General features: G+C 59.5%; 19 protein-coding genes. 4 read left to right on the top strand and 15 right to left on the bottom strand.

Going from position 1 to position 20,370, the window contains the following annotated elements; translation table 11 throughout:
* Window positions 1-40 precede the first annotated feature (40 nt).
* The 15 genes from atpA to rpmH all read right to left on the bottom strand — a co-directional run bounded on the left by atpA (window position 41) and on the right by rpmH (window position 13,547).
* Window positions 41-1,585: a F0F1 ATP synthase subunit alpha gene (gene atpA, locus GV002_RS12645; RefSeq protein WP_021487437.1), complete on the bottom strand. Its 1,545-nt coding sequence runs from the start codon at window positions 1,583-1,585 to the stop codon at window positions 41-43.
* Between the two features lie 15 nt (window positions 1,586-1,600).
* Window positions 1,601-2,137, bottom strand: coding sequence for a F0F1 ATP synthase subunit delta (locus GV002_RS12640; protein ID WP_074677173.1), 537 nt, complete (start codon window positions 2,135-2,137; stop codon window positions 1,601-1,603).
* A 12-nt stretch (window positions 2,138-2,149) separates the two neighbouring features.
* A complete protein-coding gene (locus tag GV002_RS12635; RefSeq protein ID WP_160018697.1) occupies window positions 2,150-2,620 on the bottom strand; it encodes a F0F1 ATP synthase subunit B in 471 nt (156 codons plus the stop codon).
* Between the two features lie 85 nt (window positions 2,621-2,705).
* A complete protein-coding gene (gene atpE, locus GV002_RS12630) occupies window positions 2,706-2,945 on the bottom strand; it encodes a F0F1 ATP synthase subunit C (protein WP_224490516.1) in 240 nt (79 codons plus the stop codon).
* A 54-nt stretch (window positions 2,946-2,999) separates the two neighbouring features.
* Complete coding sequence (gene atpB / locus GV002_RS12625) at window positions 3,000-3,818, bottom strand: F0F1 ATP synthase subunit A (protein ID WP_160018696.1); 819 nt, start codon at window positions 3,816-3,818, stop codon at window positions 3,000-3,002.
* A 24-nt stretch (window positions 3,819-3,842) separates the two neighbouring features.
* Window positions 3,843-4,232, bottom strand: coding sequence for a F0F1 ATP synthase subunit I (locus tag GV002_RS12620; protein ID WP_045733559.1), 390 nt, complete (start codon window positions 4,230-4,232; stop codon window positions 3,843-3,845).
* Between the two features lie 130 nt (window positions 4,233-4,362).
* Window positions 4,363-5,232, bottom strand: coding sequence for a ParB/RepB/Spo0J family partition protein (locus GV002_RS12615; RefSeq protein WP_160018695.1), 870 nt, complete (start codon window positions 5,230-5,232; stop codon window positions 4,363-4,365).
* Window positions 5,233-5,243: 11 nt separating this feature from the next.
* Window positions 5,244-6,032 carry a ParA family protein gene (locus tag GV002_RS12610; RefSeq protein ID WP_074677179.1) on the bottom strand — a complete coding sequence of 263 codons (789 nt, stop codon included), beginning with the start codon at window positions 6,030-6,032 and terminating at the stop codon, window positions 5,244-5,246.
* 11 nt (window positions 6,033-6,043) lie between these two features.
* Complete coding sequence (rsmG, locus tag GV002_RS12605) at window positions 6,044-6,688, bottom strand: 16S rRNA (guanine(527)-N(7))-methyltransferase RsmG (protein WP_160018694.1); 645 nt, start codon at window positions 6,686-6,688, stop codon at window positions 6,044-6,046.
* Window positions 6,688-8,580: a tRNA uridine-5-carboxymethylaminomethyl(34) synthesis enzyme MnmG gene (mnmG, locus tag GV002_RS12600; RefSeq protein WP_160018693.1), complete on the bottom strand. Its 1,893-nt coding sequence runs from the start codon at window positions 8,578-8,580 to the stop codon at window positions 6,688-6,690. The genes rsmG and mnmG overlap by 1 nt, the downstream gene beginning before the upstream one ends.
* Window positions 8,581-9,464: 884 nt before the next feature.
* Window positions 9,465-10,832, bottom strand: a complete 1,368-nt coding sequence (gene mnmE / locus GV002_RS12595; protein WP_160018692.1) for a tRNA uridine-5-carboxymethylaminomethyl(34) synthesis GTPase MnmE — start codon at window positions 10,830-10,832, stop codon at window positions 9,465-9,467.
* A gap of 176 nt (window positions 10,833-11,008) precedes the next feature.
* Window positions 11,009-12,754 (bottom strand): membrane protein insertase YidC, encoded by a 1,746-nt coding sequence (gene yidC, locus GV002_RS12590; RefSeq protein ID WP_104729444.1) that lies wholly within the window; start codon window positions 12,752-12,754, stop codon window positions 11,009-11,011.
* 2 nt (window positions 12,755-12,756) lie between these two features.
* Window positions 12,757-13,002, bottom strand: a complete 246-nt coding sequence (yidD, locus tag GV002_RS12585; protein WP_013717990.1) for a membrane protein insertion efficiency factor YidD — start codon at window positions 13,000-13,002, stop codon at window positions 12,757-12,759.
* A complete protein-coding gene (gene rnpA / locus GV002_RS12580; RefSeq protein WP_036994791.1) occupies window positions 12,995-13,399 on the bottom strand; it encodes a ribonuclease P protein component in 405 nt (134 codons plus the stop codon). Before rnpA ends, yidD begins: the two co-directional genes overlap by 8 nt.
* Before the next feature lie 13 nt (window positions 13,400-13,412).
* Window positions 13,413-13,547 carry a 50S ribosomal protein L34 gene (gene rpmH, locus GV002_RS12575; RefSeq protein ID WP_002551315.1) on the bottom strand — a complete coding sequence of 45 codons (135 nt, stop codon included), beginning with the start codon at window positions 13,545-13,547 and terminating at the stop codon, window positions 13,413-13,415.
* A gap of 521 nt (window positions 13,548-14,068) precedes the next feature.
* Between rpmH and dnaA the strand changes: the two genes are divergently transcribed.
* The 4 genes from dnaA to gyrB are packed head-to-tail and all read left to right on the top strand — an operon-like array spanning window position 14,069 to window position 20,229.
* Window positions 14,069-15,559: a chromosomal replication initiator protein DnaA gene (dnaA, locus tag GV002_RS12570; protein ID WP_160018691.1), complete on the top strand. Its 1,491-nt coding sequence runs from the start codon at window positions 14,069-14,071 to the stop codon at window positions 15,557-15,559.
* A 38-nt stretch (window positions 15,560-15,597) separates the two neighbouring features.
* Entirely contained in the window at window positions 15,598-16,701 is a 1,104-nt protein-coding gene (dnaN, locus tag GV002_RS12565) for a DNA polymerase III subunit beta (RefSeq protein WP_160018690.1), read from the top strand.
* A complete protein-coding gene (gene recF / locus GV002_RS12560; protein ID WP_160018689.1) occupies window positions 16,701-17,804 on the top strand; it encodes a DNA replication/repair protein RecF in 1,104 nt (367 codons plus the stop codon). The genes dnaN and recF overlap by 1 nt, the downstream gene beginning before the upstream one ends.
* Before the next feature lie 4 nt (window positions 17,805-17,808).
* The gene (gyrB, locus tag GV002_RS12555; protein WP_160018688.1) at window positions 17,809-20,229 is read left to right on the top strand and encodes a DNA topoisomerase (ATP-hydrolyzing) subunit B; all 2,421 of its coding nucleotides are present in this window, start codon (window positions 17,809-17,811) and stop codon (window positions 20,227-20,229) included.
* Window positions 20,230-20,370 lie beyond the last annotated feature (141 nt).

Below are 20,370 nucleotides of genomic sequence, written 5' to 3'. Positions count from 1 at the left end.
TTTTGGTTCAAGCAGGCGGGGGCCGAAGCCCCCGCTGCGGTTACCAGGTTTGGGTGGCCTTGAACTTCTCGATACCGGCTTTCAGGCCAGCGTCGATTTCGTCGTTGAAGTCACCCTTCTCGTTGATCTTCGCCATCAGGTCGGCGTGATCACGCTTGAAGAAGGCGATCAGGGCCTGCTCGAAGCTGATGATCTTGGCGACTTCGACGTCCTGCAGGAAGCCACGCTCGGCTGCGTACAGGGACACCGACATTTCGGCAATGGACATCGGCGCATACTGCTTCTGCTTCATCAGCTCGGTTACGCGCTGACCATGCTCGAGCTGCTTGCGGGTGGCTTCGTCCAGGTCAGAAGCGAACTGGGCGAATGCCGCCAGTTCACGGTACTGAGCCAGAGCGGTACGGATACCACCGGAAAGCTTCTTGATGATCTTGGTCTGAGCCGCGCCACCCACACGGGATACCGAGATACCGGCGTTGACGGCCGGACGGATACCCGAGTTGAACATGGCCGATTCCAGGAAGATCTGACCGTCGGTGATCGAGATCACGTTGGTCGGAACGAACGCGGAAACGTCACCGGCCTGGGTTTCGATGATCGGCAGAGCGGTCAGGGAACCGGTCTTGCCCTTCACGGCGCCATTGGTGAACTTCTCGACGTACTCTTCGGAAACGCGGGAAGCGCGCTCCAGCAGACGGCTGTGGAGATAGAACACGTCGCCCGGGTAGGCTTCACGGCCTGGCGGACGGCGCAGCAGCAGGGAGATCTGACGGTAGGCAACGGCCTGCTTGGACAGGTCGTCGTACACGATCAGGGCATCTTCACCGCGGTCGCGGAAGTATTCGCCCATGGTGCAACCGGAGTACGGTGCGAGGAACTGCAGGGCAGCGGATTCGGAAGCCGAAGCTGCAACCACGATGGTGTTGGCCAGCGCGCCAGCTTCTTCCAGCTTGCGTACCACGTTGGCGATGGTCGATTGCTTCTGACCAATGGCGACGTAGACGCAACGGATGCCGCTGTCTTTCTGGTTGATGATGGCGTCGACGGCCAGAGCAGTCTTACCGATCTGACGGTCACCGATGATCAGCTCACGCTGGCCACGGCCTACCGGGATCATGGCATCGACCGACTTGTAACCGGTCTGCACCGGCTGGTCGACCGACTTACGCCAGATCACGCCCGGCGCAACCTTTTCAACGGCGTCAGTAGCGGCGGCGTTGATCGGGCCTTTGCCATCGATCGGGTTGCCCAGTGCGTCAACCACACGACCCAGCAGCTCCGGACCAACCGGAACTTCCAGGATGCGACCGGTGCACTTGGCGCTCATGCCTTCGGCGAGGGTCAGGTAACCACCCAGTACTACGGCACCTACGGAGTCTTGCTCCAGGTTCAGGGCCATGCCGTACACGCCACCAGGGAATTCGATCATCTCACCGTACATGACGTCGGCGAGGCCGTAGATGCGCACGATACCGTCGGAAACGCTGACGATGGTGCCTTCATTACGGGCTTGAGCGGATACATCAAGCGACTCAATGCGCTGCTTGATGATTTCGCTAATTTCGGAAGGATTCAATTGCTGCATGCCAGTTCCCTCAAATCAGGATTTCAACGCTTCGGCCAGCTTGTTCAGCTTGCCGCGGACCGAACCGTCGATGACCAGGTCACCTGCACGAATGACAACACCACCGATAAGGGCGGGATTGACCACGGGCGTGGGCTGGACGGTGCGATCGAGCCGCTTGGAAAGGGCGGCAGCCAGAGTTTGCAATTGCTCAGCACTGAGCTCGAAAGCCGACTCGACCTCGACATCGAGGGCGCGTTCGGCTTCAGCCTTCAGCACAGCGAATTGTTCGCGTACCACCGGGAGCAGCGACAGTCGGTCGTTGCTGCCCAGCGAGCGCAGGAAGTTGCTGAACGAAGCGTCGATGTGACCGGCACAGAGCTGCGCCAGTACATTGACTTTCTGCTCATCGGTCAACGCCGGGTTGACCAACTGCTGAGCCATGGCCGGCGCTTGAACCGCAGCCGCGGACAGCGACAGCATGTTCAGCCAGGCATCGGCCTGCTGTGCAGCACTGGCAAACTCAAACGCAGCTTTCGCGTAGGGCCGAGCGAGCGTGTTGGTATTGATCATCGCGAGCCTCGCTTAGAGTTGAGAGGCCAGTTTTGCGACCAGATCGTTGTGCGCAGCGCCGTCCACGGAGGACTGCAGGATCTGCTCGGCGCCGGTGACAGCCAGAGCTGCTACCTGTGCACGCAGTTGATCCTTGGCACGGTTCACTTCCAGATCGATTTCGGCTTTGGCGCCAACAATCAGCTTTTCACCTTCAGAGCGGGCCTGGGCCTTGGCTTCTTCGACGATTGCGTTGGCGGTCTTGTTCGCCCGATCGAGAATCTCGGCAGCTTGCTCTTTGGTTTCACGAAGCATCTGGGCAGCGCGTTCCTGGGCCAACTGCAGATCGCGCTCAGCGCGCCCGGCAGCATCCAGACCTTCTGCGATTTTCTTCTGGCGTTCCTGCATGGCCAGCGTCAGCGGCGGCCATACGAACTTCATGCAAAACCAGACGAAAATAGCGAAGGAAATCGTTTGACCGAACAGGGTCAGGTTAATGTTCACAGCGATTTACCTCGTGCTATCTCGTGTTCAGGGAAGAAAAGCCTGAAGAGGCAGCAATCACCTGCTGCCTCGAACTCAGGAACTCTTAACCCGCGACAACGAAGATCAGGTACATCGCGATACCAACACCGATCATCGGAACGGCGTCGAGCAGACCGGCCATCAGGAAGGTCTTGGTTTGCAGCTGCGGGCCCAGCTCAGGCTGGCGAGCGGTGGATTCCAGCAGCTTGCCGCCCAGCAGGGCGAAGCCGATACCGGTACCCAGGGCACCCAGACCGATCATGATGGCAGCGGCGATGTAGACGAGTTCCATAGTTAGCTCCAGAGTTTTTAGAGGTTAAGGTTACGAGTTAGGGGTTTTCGGGTTTTTCGATGTCGATCAGTGGTGATCTTCGTGCGCAGCACTCAGATAAACCACGGTCAGCACCATGAAAATGAACGCCTGCAGCGGAATGACCAGGATGTGGAAGATAGCCCATGGCACGTTGAGACCCCACTGAACGTAGAAGGGCAGCAGCGCGATCAGGATAAACACCACTTCACCGGCATACATGTTGCCGAACAGACGCAGGGCCAGGCTCAGCGGCTTGGTCAGCAGGCCGATGATTTCCAGGAACAGGTTGAAAGGAATCAGCGCCCAGTGATTGAACGGGGTGAACGACAGTTCCTTGGTAAAGCCACCGATGCCCTTGACCTTGATGCTGTAGAAGATGATCAGCAGGAACACGCCCAGGGAGATACCGAAGGTACCGTTAGGGTCGGCGGTAGGGACGATCTTGAAGTACGGCAGGCCCATGGCATGCGCCAGGCCAGGAATGTAGTCGACCGGAATCCACTTCAGGCTGTTCATCAGGAACACCCAGATGAAAATGGTCAGCGCCAGCGGCGCAACCAGCGGGTTCTTGCCGTGGAAGGTGTCCTTGACGATGCCCTGGACGAACTCGATGCACATCTCGGCCATGTTCTGCAGGCCGGTCGGCACACCGGTAACGGCTCGCTTGGCGGCGATGCGGAACAGGGTGATGAAGATCAGGCCCATGAACAGGGACCAGCCCAGAGTGTCCAAATGGACAGCCCAGAAGCCCATCGCTTTAACCTCTTCCGGGGTCTGGGCAATGATCCAGCCCTTATCCGGATGAGAGCCGTAGACCAGGTTCTGCAGGTGATGCTGGATATATTCTGCTGGGGTATCAGCCATAAACGCCTCAAACGGTCCAATGCTTCAGAAAACTTTCATGAGTAGGGGGGCACAGGCTGCAGCCAGAAGGCCTAGCAGATAACCGATGAACAGCTGCATCGGTGCAAGTGGTTCAACCCCTACGAACGCCAGTGCAAACAGCACTGCCGTGATAATCCATTTACCCATTGCCCCGGCCCAGATCGACTGGACGATGGCTCGGGCCGAACGCGCGCCAAAATAACGAAAGGCCTTGAATGCAAAATACGCGTTGGCCAGCAGGGCTATCAGCCCCCCCAGCAGTGCCGAATAGGCCGCGACCCATCCACCACTGACGGCAAAAATAACTGCGATCACAGCCGTCACGATGGCCTGAAGAATCAGGATCGGAAAACCTGGCTGACGATGAAACGGGACCTTACTGGGGATGCCCATCGACTTCTCCCTGCAAGGCGCCGAATCTCGGCCCGTAGCCGACAAAATTGCGCGGGGAGTATAGGGTTCAGCCTGCGCCTGATCAACCGTGCTGTAGTAGGAGAGAAGTAGGACTACAGACTGAATTGTTTCAACGAATGTGCGCCAGTACACCCTGCAATTCATCGAGGGAGTTGTAGCGAATCACCAACTGCCCTTTGCCCTTGCTGCCGTGCTTGATCTGCACGGGCGAGCCCAGACGCTCTGCGAGCTTCTGCTCCAGGCGACTGATGTCCGGGTCTGCCTTGGCCTTGACCGGGGCTGGTTTGGCGCTGAGCCACTGGCGCACCAGGGCTTCGGTCTGACGAACGGTCAGGCCACGTGCGACAACATGTCGCGCAGCTTCAACCTGCTGTTCGAGGGGTAAACCGAGCAGTGCACGGGCATGCCCCATCTCCAGGTCGCCATGGGAAAGCAGGGTCTTGATCTCTTCCGGCAGGGCGATCAGGCGCAGCAGGTTGGTGATGGTGACGCGGGATTTGCCCACCGCATCGGCGACCTGTTGCTGGGTCAGCTCGAATTCCTGCTGCAGACGCTGCAGGGCCACGGCTTCCTCGATCGGGTTGAGGTCTTCGCGCTGGATGTTCTCGATCAGCGCCATGGCGATGGCGGCTTCATCCGGCAGTTCACGGACCATGGCCGGAATCTTGTCCTGACCGGCCAGCTGGCTGGCACGCCAGCGTCGTTCACCGGCGACGATCTCGAAACGTCCACCACCGATGGGGCGCAGGACGATGGGCTGCATCACGCCCTGGGCACGAATGGAGGCAGCGAGCTCTTCCAGAGCGGTCTGGTCCATGTCACGGCGCGGCTGGTACTTGCCACGCTGGATCAGCTCCAGCGGCACGTATTGCAGTTCACGCGTGTCGACCTGAGCGGCCTCTTCCTGCAATGCATTGACGGTGTTGCCGCCGAGCAGTGCGTCCAGACCTCGACCCAGACCTCGTTTCTTCGCAGCCATGCGGATGTTCCTTAAGCGGTAGCGGTTTTCGCGGCGGCACGCTGACGGCGCACCAGCTCGCCGGCCAAGGCCAGGTAGGCGATGGCACCACGGGATTGTTTGTCGTAGACCAGCGCCGGCATACCGAAGCTCGGTGCTTCGGCCAGCCGTACGTTGCGCGGTATCACGACGTCATACAGCTTGTCACCGAAGTGCTGCTTGAGCTGAGCCGTGACGTCGTTGGTCAGGCTGATACGCGGGTCATACATGGTGCGCAGCAGACCTTCGATCTGCAGCTTGGGATTGAGCAGCTGGGCGATGCGCTGGATGCTGTTGACCAGATCGGAAAGGCCCTCGAGCGCGTAGTACTCGCACTGCATGGGGATGATCACACCATCGGCAGCGACCAGGGCATTGATGGTCAGCATGCTCAGAGACGGTGGGCAGTCGATGAGGATGTAATCGTAGTTCTCGCGGATCGGCGCCAAGGCATAACGCAGGCGACTCTCCTTCATCTTCATTTCCAACAGGGCGACTTCGGCGGCAGTCAGATCGCGGTTGGCCGGCAGCAGTTGGTAGCCGCCGTGTTCGGAGAACTGCATGGCCTGGCTCAGGTCGCATTCGCCGATCAGTACGTCGTAGATCGAGTGTTCGAGTCCATGCTTGTCGACACCGCTGCCCATGGTCGCGTTGCCCTGCGGGTCCAGATCGATGAGCAGCACACGGCGTTTGGTCGCTACCAGAGAGGCGGCCAGGTTGATGCACGTCGTGGTTTTGCCCACGCCGCCTTTCTGATTGGCGATCGCGAATACCTTGGCCATCTTCTTTCCCCTTAGACCGAGCGACGCAGTATCAACAGATGGCGCTGGCCTTGGCAACCGGGAACCCGCAACACATGCGTGGCACTGAGACGGAAGTCGGTCGGCAGAGCTTGCAACTCGTCATCCGGGTGCACGCCTTTCATCGCCAGCCAGAAGGTGTCGACGCTGCCGAGGTGACGTGTCCAGTTGCTGAAGTCTTCCAGGCTGCTGAACGCCCGCGAGCTGATACCGTCGAACGGCTGCTCGGGGCGATACGCTTCGACCCGGTTGTGGACAACCTCGAGGTTGGCGAGTTTCAGCTCCAGTTTCACCTGCACCAGAAAACGGGTTTTCTTGCCGTTGGAGTCGAGCAGGGTGAAACGCCGCTCGGGGAACATGATTGCCAGCGGAACACCGGGCATGCCGCCGCCGCTGCCGACGTCCAGCCAGTTATCCCCAAGCTCGGCCACGAACGGCACCACCGACAGGCTGTCGAGCAGATGGCGCGAAACCATCTCGTCGGGGTCGCGCACCGCAGTGAGGTTGTAAGCCTTGTTCCACTTGATCAGCAGGCCCAGGTAGGCGAGCAGTTGTTCCTGCTGCTGCGCGCTGAGTTCGATACCAAGCTCGCGGGCACCCTGGATCAGTTCTTCGGCGTGACGATGAGTGACCGACATCAGGCGCTTTGCTCCAGCTTCTGTCCGGCGCTGCGTTTTTTCAGGTGAATCAGCAGCAGGGAAATCGCCGCCGGGGTGACCCCCGGTATCCGTGAAGCCTGGCCAAGCGTGGCTGGGCGGGTGCTGCCGAGCTTGAACTGGATTTCCTTGGACAGCCCGGAGATCGAGGCATAGTCCAGGTCATCCGGCAGTTTGGTGTCCTCACTGGCCCGCAGCTTGGCGATCTCGTCCTGTTGGCGGTCGATGTAGCCGGCGTACTTGGTCTTGATCTCTACCTGCTCGGCCACCTGGTTATCCACAACCGGCGCGTCGGTCAGTTCGACCAGCGTGGCGTAATCGATCTCCGGGCGAGCCAGCAGGTTGAGCAGGTTGTATTCGTGGGCCAGCGGCGTACCGAAACGCGCGGCGATGGCATCGCCTTGCGGCGTGCCTGGGCGCACCCAGGTGCTCTTCAGGCGCTGTTCTTCCTGCACGATACCTTCACGCTTGGCCTCGAAGGCCGCCCAACGCTCGTCGTCGATCAGACCCAGCTCGCGGCCTTTCTCGGTCAGGCGCAGGTCGGCGTTGTCCTCACGCAGAATCAGCCGGTATTCGGCACGCGAGGTGAACATGCGGTACGGCTCCTGGGTGCCCAGGGTGATCAGGTCATCGACCAGTACGCCGATGTAGGCTTCGTCACGACGCGGGCACCAGGCTTCCTTGCCCTGCGCGCGCAGCGCGGCGTTGCAGCCGGCAAGCAGGCCCTGAGCGCCGGCTTCTTCGTAGCCGGTGGTACCGTTGATCTGGCCAGCGAAGAACAGCCCGCCGATGACCTTGGTTTCCAGGCTGTACTTGAGATCACGCGGATCGAAGTAGTCGTATTCGATGGCATATCCAGGGCGCACGATGTGGGCGTTTTCCATGCCACGGATGCTGCGCACGATCTCCAGCTGCACATCGAACGGCAGTGAAGTGGAGATGCCGTTGGGGTACAGCTCATGGGTGGTCAGGCCTTCCGGCTCGATGAACACCTGGTGGCTGTCCTTGTCGGCGAAGCGATGGATCTTGTCCTCGATCGACGGGCAATAACGCGGGCCTACACCTTCGATCACACCGGAGTACATCGGCGAGCGGTCGAGGTTGGCGGCGATGATCTCGTGAGTACGCGCGTTGGTGTGGGTGATCCAGCAACTGATCTGCTTCGGTTGATGTTCACGCTTGCCGAGGAAGGACATCAGCGGCGTAGGGGTGTCGCCCGGCTGCTCGGTCATCACCGAGAAATCCACCGAACGACCGTCGATGCGTGGCGGCGTACCGGTCTTCAGGCGACCGACGCGCAGTGGCAGTTCACGCAGTCGATGCGCCAGGGCGATGGAAGGTGGATCACCGGCACGGCCGCCAGAGTAGTTCTGCAGACCAATGTGGATAAGTCCGCCGAGGAAGGTGCCTGTGGTCAACACCACGGAATCCGCGTGGAACCTGAGGCCCATCTGGGTGACCACGCCCTTGACTTGAGCGTTTTCCACAATCAGGTCATCAGCAGCCTGTTGAAAAATCCACAGGTTGGCCTGGTTTTCCAGAATCTCGCGTACTGCGGCCTTGTACAGCACGCGGTCGGCCTGCGCGCGAGTCGCACGTACGGCTGGGCCTTTGCGGCTGTTGAGAATACGGAACTGGATACCGCCCTTGTCGGTAGCGATGGCCATGGCGCCGCCAAGGGCATCGATTTCCTTGACCAGGTGACTCTTGCCGATCCCGCCGATGGCAGGGTTGCAGCTCATCTGGCCTAGGGTCTCGACATTGTGGGTGAGCAGCAGGGTCTTCACGCCCATGCGTGCTGCAGCCAGAGCTGCTTCGGTACCGGCATGACCGCCGCCGATCACGATCACGTCAAAACGGGAAGGGAAATCCACCACGCACCTCGTGCCTGTTGAGAAAGGGATCTTTTGTAGCGTGAAAGTCGCGTAGCGACGCCCTCCATGATGCCCTTCTCCCTGGGGGAGAAGGTGGCGCATAGCGCCGGATGAGGGCGGGCATGCTGCGAAGGCTTCCATCGTTCGGGCGCGCTCGCGCCATGCCCGATCAGAAAGGCGGCAAGTATAGGGGCTTCAGCCTGCTGAATGAAGCCTTCTGCACAAAAAATAGCCAGCTGGTTGGCTATGTTCTTCTATGCTTGAGCCTTTACCTGATGACCCTATCCTGATGAAAAGTGCGCTCAGGCTTATAAAGAATAGAAAAGAGAGAATTTTTATAAAGCTTGTTCTTTATGTTTATGTATGGAGAGAACCTTTTCTGTGGATAAAGCTTTCTAAGCCATGCAGCTACTGGTGTACAGCGAATGATAAGCCTGTGTTATTCCTGCTCGGTTCCACTGAGAAAGCTGCTGAACCACTGTGGATGAAAGTGCCAGTTACCCACAGGGGGAGTTACGCCCAGCTTTGTCATAGGGTTATGGGCAGGGTTCAGGTGTGGTTTTCCACAGGGTTTATTTCGCTATGAATAAATCTTCAGAGAGCCCGGAATTCGGCTGAAAACCGGGCATTGTCACAGTGTCGTGTTAGCCCTTGATAGGTCTCAAGCTTATGTAAGGAGGGCTGGGCGAGCCGACGATTGCCATCGGTACCAGTCTGAGACGCAGCCTGCGTCTGGCCTGCAGTTCGTAGCCCGGATGAAATCCGGGAAGGCAGCAAGAGCAGGATTGATGACGCGACCTATGCTCTTTTCGCGGATAAATCCGCTCCTGCAGGCTAGCTGTGGATAAGAGGATGGTGAATGCAGAGCGCCTGAGTATGTGGCTTCACTTACCGATGCAGAAGCTGGAGAAGATGCGCCCCAGCAGGTCGTCGCTACTGAAGGCGCCAGTGATCTCACCCAGCGCTTGTTGGGCCATGCGTAGATCCTCGGCCAGCAGTTCACCTGCGCCCATCAGGGTGAGCTGGTTGCGGCCGTGCTCGAGGTGCTGCTCGGCCTGATGCAGTGCTTCGAGATGGCGGCGTCGCGCGCTGAAGCCGCTCTCTGCGGTCTGTTGATAACCCATGCAGGCTTTCAGGTGTTCGCGCAGCAGTTCCAGGCCGTCTGCGGATTTGGCTGACAGGCTGAGGGTGACGTGGCCATCGGCGCTGGTTTGCAGTGTGACTGCCTCACCAGAGAGATCGGCCTTGTTACGGATCAGGGTGACGTGTGCCGGATCCGGGCGCTGTTCCAGAAACTCAGGCCACAGGGCGAAAGGATCAGCCGCTTCCGGCGCTGTGGAGTCCACCACCAGTAGCACGCGATCAGCCTCGCTAATGGCCTTCAGCGCGCGTTCCACGCCGATGCGCTCGACCTGGTCGTCAGTGTCACGCAGGCCGGCGGTGTCGACCACATGCAGGGGCATGCCGTCGATGTGGATATGTTCGCGCAGCACGTCGCGGGTGGTGCCGGCGATATCGGTGACGATGGCCGCTTCACGCCCGGCCAGTGCGTTGAGCAGGCTGGATTTGCCGGCATTGGGCCGGCCGGCGATTACCACGGTCATGCCGTCGCGCAGCAAGGCGCCCTGGCCGGCTTCGCGCAGCACTGTGGATAAGTTTGCACGCACGCTGTCGAGCTGGCTTAGCACATGGCCATCGGCGAGAAAGTCGATCTCCTCCTCGGGGAAGTCGATGGCGGCTTCGACGTAGATGCGTAGCTGGATCAAAGACTCGGTCAGTGCATGCACCCGTTTGGAGAACTCGCCCTGCAGCGAACGCAGCGCATTGCGTGCAGCCTGTTCGGAGCTGGCCTCGATCAGATCGGCGATGGCCTCGGCTTGAGCCAGGTCGAGCTTGTCGTTGAGGAAGGCGCGCTCGCTGAACTCTCCCGGGCGTGCCAGGCGTGCACCCAATGCCATGCAGCGGCGTAGCAGCAGATCGAGCACCACCGGGCCACCATGGCCCTGAAGTTCCAGTACGTCTTCACCCGTGAAGGAATTGGGACCGGGAAAGTAGATGGCCAGACCTTCGTCCAGCGTCATCTCGCTCTCGCCATAAAACGGCCCGTGATGAGCGAAGCGTGGCTTCAACTCGCGCCTGCAGATGGCCTGGGCCAATTGACCCGCAAGAGGACCAGATACCCGCACGATACCCACACCACCCCGACCTTGGGCGGTGGCGACGGCGGCGATGGTATCTCGGGCGTGGTTCATGGCGGTTTACTCGATGCGTACGACTGAATATAGGAACGAGGGGAAGCCTGGTTCTCTGCTTGCAAAGCCTGTGGATACAGAGATTCGCGAGCAGAGCTCGCTCCTACGACAAATGCCTGGATAGCAAAACGCCCCAATCATGGGGCGTTTGCTTGATGCTTGGAAGCCTTGGCGAATCAGGCGTTGGCCGGTTTCGCTGCCGCTTCGATCTTGCGCGTAATGTACCACTGCTGGGCGATGGACAGGCAGTTGTTGACTACCCAGTACAGCACCAGACCTGCAGGGAACCACAGGAAGAAGAAGGTGAAGATGATCGGCATCAGCTTCAGCACGCGGGCCTGCATGGGGTCTGGCGGCGTCGGGTTGAGCTGCTGCTGGATGAACATGGTCGCGCCCATGATGATCGGCAGGATGAAGAACGGATCCTTGATCGACAGGTCGGTGATCCACAGCAGCCAGGGCGCCTGACGCATCTCGACCGATTCCAGCAGCACCCAGTACAGGGCGAGGAAGACCGGCATCTGCACCAGGATCGGCAGGCAGCCGCCCAGCGGGTTGATCTTCTCTTTCTTGTACAGCTCCATCATCGCCTGGGACATCTTCTGGCGATCGTCACCGTGCTGCTCTTTCAGCGCCTGCAGTTTCGGTGATACGGCACGCATGCGCGCCATCGAGCGGTAACTGGCGGCAGACAGCGGGAAGAAGATCAGCTTGATGATGATGGTCAGGAAGATGATCGACCAGCCCCAGTTGCCGAGTACGCCATGGATCACTTGCAGCAGCCAGAAGATCGGCTGCGCGAGGAACCACAGGAAGCCGTAGTCGACGGTCAGCTCCAGGCCCGGAGACAGGGTGCCCAGGTGCTCCTGCAGCTTGGGACCGGCGTAGAGGATCGCGCCAGTTTCGCCCTGAGCGCCGGCCGCGACCTGTATGGACGGGCCAGTGAAGCCGACGATGTAGTTCCCCTGGCTGTCCTTGCGAGTCTGTACCAGATTGGTGCTGTCCTTGTTCGGCACCCAGGCGGTGACGAAGTAGTGCTGCAGCCAGGCGACCCAGCCACCCTGCACGGTTTCCTTGAAGGACTGTTTGTCGATGTCCTTCATCGATACCTTCTTGTACGGCTCTTCGGTGGTCCACAGTGCGGCGCCGAGGTAGGTGGCGGTGCCGGTAGCGGTGGTCGAGGACGGGTCGCCGCTGTTGTCGCGCTTGAGCTGGGCGAACAGGTTGCCGCTCCAGGCTTGCTCGCTCTGGTTGTCGATCAGATAACGCACGTCGACCTGATAGGCGGACGGATCGATGCAGCCAGGCTTCTTCAGTTGTTGCTCACGCGCCGAGCATTGCGGATTGAGGCCGCGCTTGAAGCTGTAGCGCTTGATGTAGTTGACGCCGTTCTCGCTGAACGTGAGATCGACCACCAGGCTGTCCTGGCCTTCGGCCAGTTCGTAGCTCTGCTTCTCGCTGCTCCACAGGGAACGACCGCTGGATTTGTCCGGGGCGTTCTGGCCAATCAGGCCGCTCTGCGCCAGGTAGGTACGCTCGTTGCCGTTGTCAAACAGCTGGAACGGCACGTCCGGGCGATCCTGACGACGCGGGTACTGCGGTAGACGCAGTTGCACGACATCACCACCACGCGGGTCGATGGCCAGGTCCAGCACATCGGTCTTGACGCGAATCAGCTCGTCACTGGCAGCAGCGGTAGGCGCAACGGCAGCTGCAGTCGGCTCGGCCACGGCAGTTGGGATGTCGTCGCCGCCGGCGCTGGCAGTTGCAGCAGGTGTGTCGGGCAGGGCAGGCGTCGCAGCGGTCGAGGTACTAACCTCGGCTGGCAGGGCAGCCTGGCCATAGTCCTCGTTCCATTGCAGGACCATGAGGTAGGACACGACTGCCAGGGCGACGATCAGGATCGAACGTTGGATATCCATGATTATTCGGCCATCGAAGGGGAACGGGATGTTTTAACGGGTGGAACCGGATCGAAACCGCCGGCATTCCAGGGGTGGCAGCGACCAAGACGGCGTGCTGCCAGCCAGCCACCACGCAGGAAGCCATGTTGCTCGATGGCTTCGTAGGCATAGCAGGAGCAGCTGGGATAGAAGCGACAATGACTTGCCATCAGCGGACTGATGGCGTAGCGATAAACCTGTATACAGGCTAGAGCCGCTTTACGCATGGGGATTGTCGCTTGTCCCGGGGGATAAGTCTGCGTCGCGACTGGGCCGGCTTCGGGCCAAGCGTTTCCAGAGTTTGCCGAACTGCTGAGCGAGCTCGCCATTCTCCAGATCACCTAGCCCTTTGCGGGCGACCACCACGATGTCCCAGCCTGTCAGGTTGTCCTGATTGAGGCGAAAGGACTCGCGGATTTGACGCTTGATGCGGTTGCGCTCGACGGCGAGCTTGACGCTCTTCTTGCCGATCACCAAACCTAGGCGGGGATGATCAAGCTGGTTATCGCGCGCTAGCAACAGGACACTTTTGCCCGGAGCTTTACCGCTTGGGGAGTCGAAGACTGCCTTGAATTGCCGGGGAGTCAGCAGTCGCTTTTCCCGGCCGAAGCCTCGACTCACCACCTGTCTGGATTAATTAGACAGCAAGACGCTTGCGGCCCTTGGCGCGACGACGCGACAGGACGGCACGGCCGTTCTTGGTGGCCATACGGGCACGGAAACCGTGGGTGCGAGCGCGCTTGATGGTGCTGGGTTGGAAAGTGCGTTTCATGGTGCGTTACCTGGGTGATCGACTAGGGTCGGTATGACCCCGGTTTTAAGAGACCGGCAATTCTAGAGAAAGCCGCGCGGTAGGTCAATTTCCAACCAGCCTTATTCACCAGATAGAAATAGAAAGAAGGAAAAGGGTTTAAAGCTCTTTTTCTATGTTTATGTTGAATGGTGCTGCCAATGTCTGTGGACAACCCTCTGATGGCAGCGTTCTGCTTGCTCATCCGGCGATGATAAGTCTGTCCAAAAGGCGTGGTTCGTCTGTGCGTGTCCTGCATATAGCCTGAGGATAGAAAGCCGGGTTACCCACAGCGTGGTTATCCGACCGTTCATCCCCAAGGTTTTACAGAAGCTTATCGGGTGCTTATCCACAAGGCTTATGGGGTGGCTGATAAGCCTGATGAATGGAACTAAGGCTTTGATTTTACTTGGCCATCTACCCTCTGCTATGTGGATAACTCGGTCGTTGGCCGTTACAATGGCTGCTGTTTTTTGCATCGCCGCCTGGATAGGGGATAGTCAGTGTCAGTGGAACTATGGCAGCAATGCGTCGAGCTTTTGCGCGACGAGTTGCCGGCCCAGCAATTCAACACCTGGATCCGTCCTCTGCAGGTCGAAGCCGAAGGCGACGAGCTGCGCGTGTATGCGCCGAATCGTTTCGTACTCGACTGGGTCAACGAGAAATACCTGAGCCGTTTGCTTGAGTTGCTCGGTGAGCGTGCCGGCGGTCTGGTACCTGCGCTTTCCTTATTAATAGGCAGCAAACGCGCAGCCACTGCCCGTGTTGCGCCAACGGCCCCGTTGCCTGCTGCTGCACGTGCCGCTCAGGTGCAGGCAGCAGCAGCCGTCAGCAAGCCAGTGCCGCCGCCGGCGCAGCAAGAGCCGTCGCGTGCCAGCTTCGACTCCATGGCAGGCTCAGCGCCGCAACCGCCGACCCCAGCCGTTGCGCCACGCACCGAACGTACCGTACAGGTCGAAGGTGGCCTGAAGCACACCAGCTACCTCAATCGTACTTTCACCTTCGATAACTTCGTCGAGGGCAAGTCGAACCAGTTGGCGCGCGCTGCCGCCTGGCAGGTGGCGGACAACCCCAAGCACGGTTACAACCCGCTGTTCCTTTATGGCGGCGTCGGCCTGGGCAAGACTCACCTGATGCATGCCGTGGGTAACCACCTGCTGGCGAAGAACCCTAACGCCAAGGTGGTTTACCTGCATTCCGAGCGATTCGTCGCCGACATGGTCAAGGCGTTGCAGCTCAACGCCATCAACGAATTCAAGCGCTTCTATCGTTCGGTCGATGCGCTGCTGATCGATGACATCCAGTTCTTCGCCAAGAAGGAGCGCTCCCAGGAGGAGTTCTTCCACACCTTCAACGCGCTGCTCGAAGGGGGGCAGCAGGTGATCCTCACCAGCGACCGCTACCCGAAAGAGATCGAAGGTCTGGAAGAGCGCTTGAAGTCGCGCTTCGGCTGGGGCCTGACCGTGGCGGTCGAACCGCCCGAACTGGAAACTCGCGTGGCAATCCTGATGAAGAAGGCCGACCAGGCCAAGGTCGATCTGCCGCACGATGCCGCGTTCTTCATTGCCCAGCGTATTCGCTCCAACGTGCGTGAGCTGGAAGGCGCGCTGAAACGCGTGATCGCTCACTCGCACTTCATGGGCCGCGACATCACCATCGAACTGATCCGCGAGTCGCTCAAGGATCTGCTGGCCCTGCAGGACAAGCTGGTCAGCATCGACAATATTCAGCGCACCACCGCCGAGTACTACAAGATCAAGATCACCGATCTGCTTTCCAAGCGTCGGTCGCGCTCGATCGCCCGGCCACGTCAGGTGGCCATGGCATTATCGAAGGAACTGACCAATCACAGCCTGCCGGAAATCGGTGTGGCCTTCGGCGGCCGCGATCACACCACGGTGTTGCACGCATGCCGTAAGATTGCTGAACTTAGGGGATCCGACGCGGACATCCGCGAGGACTACAAGAACCTGCTGCGCACCCTGACAACCTGATCAAATCAATGCAGCTCCACGAGGCAAGGGACTAGACCATGCATTTCACTATTCAACGCGAAGCCCTGTTGAAACCCCTGCAACTGGTCGCCGGTGTCGTGGAACGACGCCAGACGCTGCCGGTATTGTCCAACGTGCTGCTGGTGGTCGAAGGCCAGCAGCTGTCGCTTACCGGTACCGACCTCGAGGTCGAACTGGTTGGCCGCGTCACACTCGAAGATGCCGCCGAACCGGGTGAGATCACTGTGCCGGCGCGCAAGTTGATGGACATCTGCAAAAGCCTGCCCAGCGACGCGCTGATCGACATTCGTGTTGATGATCAGAAGCTGCTGGTCAAGGCCGGTCGCAGTCGTTTCACCCTGTCGACTCTGCCGGCCAACGACTTCCCCACCGTCGAGGAAGGTCCGGGTTCGCTGACTTTCAACCTGCCGCAAGCCAAGTTGCGTCGTTTGATCGAACGCACCAGCTTCGCCATGGCCCAGCAGGATGTGCGCTACTACCTCAACGGCATGCTCCTGGAAGTACAGAGTGGTCTGTTGCGTGCGGTCGCCACCGACGGTCACCGTCTGGCCATGTGCTCGATGGAAGCGATCATCCAGCAGGAAGGCAAGCATCAGGTAATCGTGCCGCGTAAGGGTATTCTCGAACTGGCTCGTCTGCTCACCGAGCAAGACGCCGAAGTTGCCATCGTTCTCGGTCAGCACCACATCCGCGCCAACACCGGCGAGTTCACCTTCACCTCGAAACTGGTGGACGGCAAGTTCCCGGATTACGAGCGCGTGCTGCCGCGTGGTGGTGACAAGCTGGTGCTGGCGGATCGTCAGGGCCTGCGTGAAGCGTTCAGCCGCACCGCGATTCTGTCCAACGAGAAGTACCGTGGTATTCGCCTGACCCTGGCGTCTGGTCTGCTGAAGATTCAGGCCAACAACCCTGAGCAGGAAGAAGCCGAGGAAGAGATCGTTGTCGACTATGCAGGCAGCGGCCTGGAGATTGGCTTCAACGTTAGCTATCTGCTGGATGTGCTGGGCGTGATGGGCACCGAGCAGGTGCGCCTGATTCTCTCCGACTCCAACAGCAGTGCCCTGCTGCAGGAAGCCGACAACGACGATTCTGCCTACGTTGTCATGCCGATGCGTCTTTAATGTCCCTAAGCCGTATCACGGTCACCGCGGTGCGCAATCTGCACCCGGTGACCCTCTCCCCCTCCTCCCGCATCAACATCCTCCACGGCGCCAACGGCAGCGGCAAAACCAGCGTGCTCGAGGCTATCCATCTGCTTGGTCTCGCCCGCTCCTTCCGCAGCACACGCCTACAACCGGTCATTCATTACGAACAGCCCGCCTGTACCATTTTCGGTCAGGTGCAGTTGGCCGAAGGCGGTTCCAGCAATCTGGGCATATCGCGCGATCGTCAGGGTGAGCTGCAGATCCGTATCGATGGGCAGAACGCGCGGAGTGCTGCGCAGTTGGCCGATCTGTTGCCCCTACAGCTGATCAACCCGGACAGCTTCCGCCTGCTGGAGGGGGCACCGAAGATTCGCCGGCAGTTTCTCGACTGGGGCGTGTTCCACGTGGAACATCGCTTTCTAGGCGCCTGGCAACGGCTGCAGAAAGCCCTGCGGCAGCGGAACTCGTGGCTTCGCCATGGTACACTTGACGGTGCTTCGCAGGCCGCATGGGACCGCGAGCTGTGCAGTGCCAGCGAGGAAATCGACACCTACCGACGGGCCTACATTCAGGTGCTGAAACCGGTGTTCGAACGGACCCTGGCCGAGCTGCTGGAGTTGCAAGGGCTTACCCTCAGTTACTACCGTGGGTGGGACAAGGATCGTGACCTGAGTGAAGTGCTCGCCACATCCCTCCTCCGCGATCAGCAACTCGGGCATACCCAGGCCGGGCCGCAGCGCGCTGATTTGCGTCTGCGACTTGCGGGGCATAACGCGGCAGAGATTCTATCGCGGGGGCAACAGAAGCTGGTGGTGTGCGCGTTGCGCATTGCCCAGGGTCACCTGGTCAACGAAGCCAAGCGTGGCCAATGTATCTATCTGGTGGACGACCTACCGTCGGAACTGGATGAACAGCATCGTCAGGCATTGTGCCGGTTGCTGGAAGATTTGCGCTGCCAGGTGTTCATCACCTGCGTAGATCATGAATTGTTGAAGGAAGGCTGGCAGACGGATACGCCGGTTGCCATGTTCCACGTGGAACATGGTCGTATCACCCAGACCCAAGACCATCGGGAGTGAAGGCATGAGCGAGAACCAAACGTACGACTCCTCCAGCATCAAGGTGCTGAAAGGACTGGATGCCGTACGCAAACGTCCCGGGATGTACATCGGTGACACTGACGATGGTAGTGGTCTGCACCACATGGTGTTCGAGGTGGTCGACAACTCGATCGACGAAGCGCTGGCAGGCTACTGCAGCGAAATCACCATCACCATCCACCCGGATGAGTCGATCAGCGTGCGTGACAATGGCCGTGGTATTCCGGTCGATATGCACAAGGAAGAAGGCGTTTCGGCGGCCGAGGTCATCATGACCGTGCTGCACGCTGGCGGAAAGTTCGACGACAACAGCTACAAGGTATCCGGCGGCCTGCACGGCGTGGGTGTCTCGGTGGTGAACGCCCTCTCCAAGGAGCTGGTGCTGACCATCCGCCGTAGCGGCAAGATCTGGGAACAGACCTACGTCCACGGTGTGCCGCAAGCGCCTCTGGCCGCTGTCGGTGACACCGACGGTACCGGCACGCAGATCCACTTCAAACCGTCTGAACAGACCTTCGCCAATATCCATTTCAGCTGGGACATCCTGGCCAAGCGCCTGCGCGAATTGTCCTTCCTCAACTCTGGCGTGGGTATCCTGCTGCGTGACGAACGCACCGGCAAGGAAGAGCTGTTCAAGTACGAGGGTGGTCTGAAAGCCTTCGTTGAGTACCTGAACACCAACAAGACAGTGGTCAACCAGGTGTTCCATTTCAACATCCAACGTGAAGAAGACGGTGTTGGTGTCGAAGTGGCCCTGCAGTGGAACGACAGCTTCAACGAGAATCTGCTGTGTTTTACCAACAATATTCCGCAGCGTGACGGCGGTACCCACCTGGCCGGCTTCCGCTCTGCCCTCACCCGCCATCTGAACAACTACATCGAGTCCGAAGGCCTGGCGAAGAAGTTCAAGGTTTCCACCACCGGTGACGATGCGCGTGAAGGCTTGACTGCGATCATCTCGGTCAAGGTGCCGGATCCGAAGTTCAGCTCGCAGACCAAGGACAAACTGGTATCGAGCGAGGTGAAAACCGCGGTCGAACAGGAAATGGGCAAGTACTTCTCCGACTTCCTGTTGGAGAACCCTAACGAAGCCAAGGCCGTGGTCGGCAAGATGATCGATGCCGCTCGTGCCCGTGAAGCGGCCCGTAAAGCGCGTGAGATGACTCGCCGTAAAGGTGCGCTGGACATCGCCGGCCTCCCCGGCAAGCTGGCTGACTGTCAGGAAAAAGACCCGGCGCTGTCCGAACTCTACATCGTGGAGGGTGACTCCGCGGGCGGTTCTGCCAAGCAGGGCCGTAACCGCAAGACCCAGGCTATCCTGCCGCTCAAGGGCAAGATCCTCAACGTCGAACGCGCGCGCTTCGACCGCATGATTTCCTCTCAGGAAGTCGGCACGCTGATCACTGCGCTCGGTTGCGGTATCGGTCGTGATGAATACAACATCGAAAAGCTGCGTTACCACAACATCATCATCATGACCGATGCTGACGTCGACGGTTCGCACATTCGTACCCTGCTGCTGACCTTCTTCTTCCGCCAGTTGCCGGAGCTGGTCGAGCGTGGCTACATCTATATCGCTCAGCCGCCGTTGTACAAGGTGAAGAAAGGCAAGCAGGAGCAGTACATCAAGGACGACGAGGCCATGGATGAATACATGACCCAGTCGGCTCTGGAAGACGCCAGCCTGCACGTTAACGAGAACGCCCCAGGTCTTTCTGGCAGCGCGTTGGAGAAGCTGGTCGGCGACTACCGTGGCGTGATGAAGACCCTGGATCGCCTGTCGCGCGTTTATCCCAAGGACATCACCGAGCACTTCGTCTATCTGCCCCGCATTTCGGTGGAGCAGCTCGCTGACCAGGCCTTCATGCAGAACTGGCTGGAAGGCTTCGCTGCACGTCTGAAGACTACCGAGAAGTCGGGCCAGACCTACAGTGCCAGCCTGCGCGAAGACCGCGAGCGTCACCTGTGGCTACCGGAAGTGGAAGTCAGATCGCACGGTCTGTCCAGCTACACCACCTTCAACCGCGACTTCTTCGCCAGCAACGATTACAAGACGGTCACCACCCTGGGTGATCAGTTGAACAGTCTGCTGGAAGAAGGCGCCTACGTGCAGCGTGGCGAGCGCAAGAAGCCGGTCAGCACCTTCAAGGAAGCGCTGGACTGGCTGATGACCGAAAGCACCAAGCGTCACAGCATCCAGCGATACAAAGGTCTCGGCGAGATGAACCCGGATCAGCTGTGGGAAACCACCATGGACCCGGAAGTGCGCCGTATGCTCAAGGTGACCATCGAGGACGCCATCGCCGCCGACCAGATCTTCAACACCCTGATGGGCGATGCCGTGGAGCCGCGCCGCGACTTCATCGAGTCCAATGCCCTGGCGGTGTCGAACCTGGACTTCTGATGGCTACTCTGTTGCCAAGTCAGTCATGCTAGTGGGCGTGAAATGAAAAGCCCCTGTCGATGCGAATCGACAGGGGCTTTTCATTTTTAACGGGTGTTCGGACTCCGGTAGCCAGGCTATGGCTAGCTACTCCCTACCCCG

The sequence above is a fragment of the Pseudomonas sp. 8O genome, assembly GCF_902506495.1.
Lineage (GTDB): Bacteria > Pseudomonadota > Gammaproteobacteria > Pseudomonadales > Pseudomonadaceae > Aquipseudomonas > Aquipseudomonas chaetocerotis.
Note: the sequence above shows the minus strand (reverse complement) of the source record. Positions and strands in the feature narration are given on the sequence as shown.

What these genes read in the sequence shown, in the direction of transcription:
- atpA (WP_021487437.1), bottom strand. Translation starts at nt 1,585, where the DNA reads ATGCAGCAATTGAATCCTTCCGAAATTAGCGAAATCATCAAGCAGCGC.
- GV002_RS12640 (WP_074677173.1), bottom strand. Translation starts at nt 2,137, where the DNA reads ATGATCAATACCAACACGCTCGCTCGGCCCTACGCGAAAGCTGCGTTT.
- atpB (WP_160018696.1), bottom strand. Translation starts at nt 3,818, where the DNA reads ATGGCTGATACCCCAGCAGAATATATCCAGCATCACCTGCAGAACCTG.
- GV002_RS12620 (WP_045733559.1), bottom strand. Translation starts at nt 4,232, where the DNA reads ATGGGCATCCCCAGTAAGGTCCCGTTTCATCGTCAGCCAGGTTTTCCG.
- GV002_RS12615 (WP_160018695.1), bottom strand. Translation starts at nt 5,232, where the DNA reads ATGGCTGCGAAGAAACGAGGTCTGGGTCGAGGTCTGGACGCACTGCTC.
- GV002_RS12610 (WP_074677179.1), bottom strand. Translation starts at nt 6,032, where the DNA reads ATGGCCAAGGTATTCGCGATCGCCAATCAGAAAGGCGGCGTGGGCAAA.
- rsmG (WP_160018694.1), bottom strand. Translation starts at nt 6,688, where the DNA reads ATGTCGGTCACTCATCGTCACGCCGAAGAACTGATCCAGGGTGCCCGC.
- mnmE (WP_160018692.1), bottom strand. Translation starts at nt 10,832, where the DNA reads ATGAACCACGCCCGAGATACCATCGCCGCCGTCGCCACCGCCCAAGGT.
- yidC (WP_104729444.1), bottom strand. Translation starts at nt 12,754, where the DNA reads ATGGATATCCAACGTTCGATCCTGATCGTCGCCCTGGCAGTCGTGTCC.
- yidD (WP_013717990.1), bottom strand. Translation starts at nt 13,002, where the DNA reads ATGCGTAAAGCGGCTCTAGCCTGTATACAGGTTTATCGCTACGCCATC.
- rpmH (WP_002551315.1), bottom strand. Translation starts at nt 13,547, where the DNA reads ATGAAACGCACTTTCCAACCCAGCACCATCAAGCGCGCTCGCACCCAC.
- dnaN (WP_160018690.1), top strand. Translation starts at nt 15,598, where the DNA reads ATGCATTTCACTATTCAACGCGAAGCCCTGTTGAAACCCCTGCAACTG.
- recF (WP_160018689.1), top strand. Translation starts at nt 16,701, where the DNA reads ATGTCCCTAAGCCGTATCACGGTCACCGCGGTGCGCAATCTGCACCCG.
- gyrB (WP_160018688.1), top strand. Translation starts at nt 17,809, where the DNA reads ATGAGCGAGAACCAAACGTACGACTCCTCCAGCATCAAGGTGCTGAAA.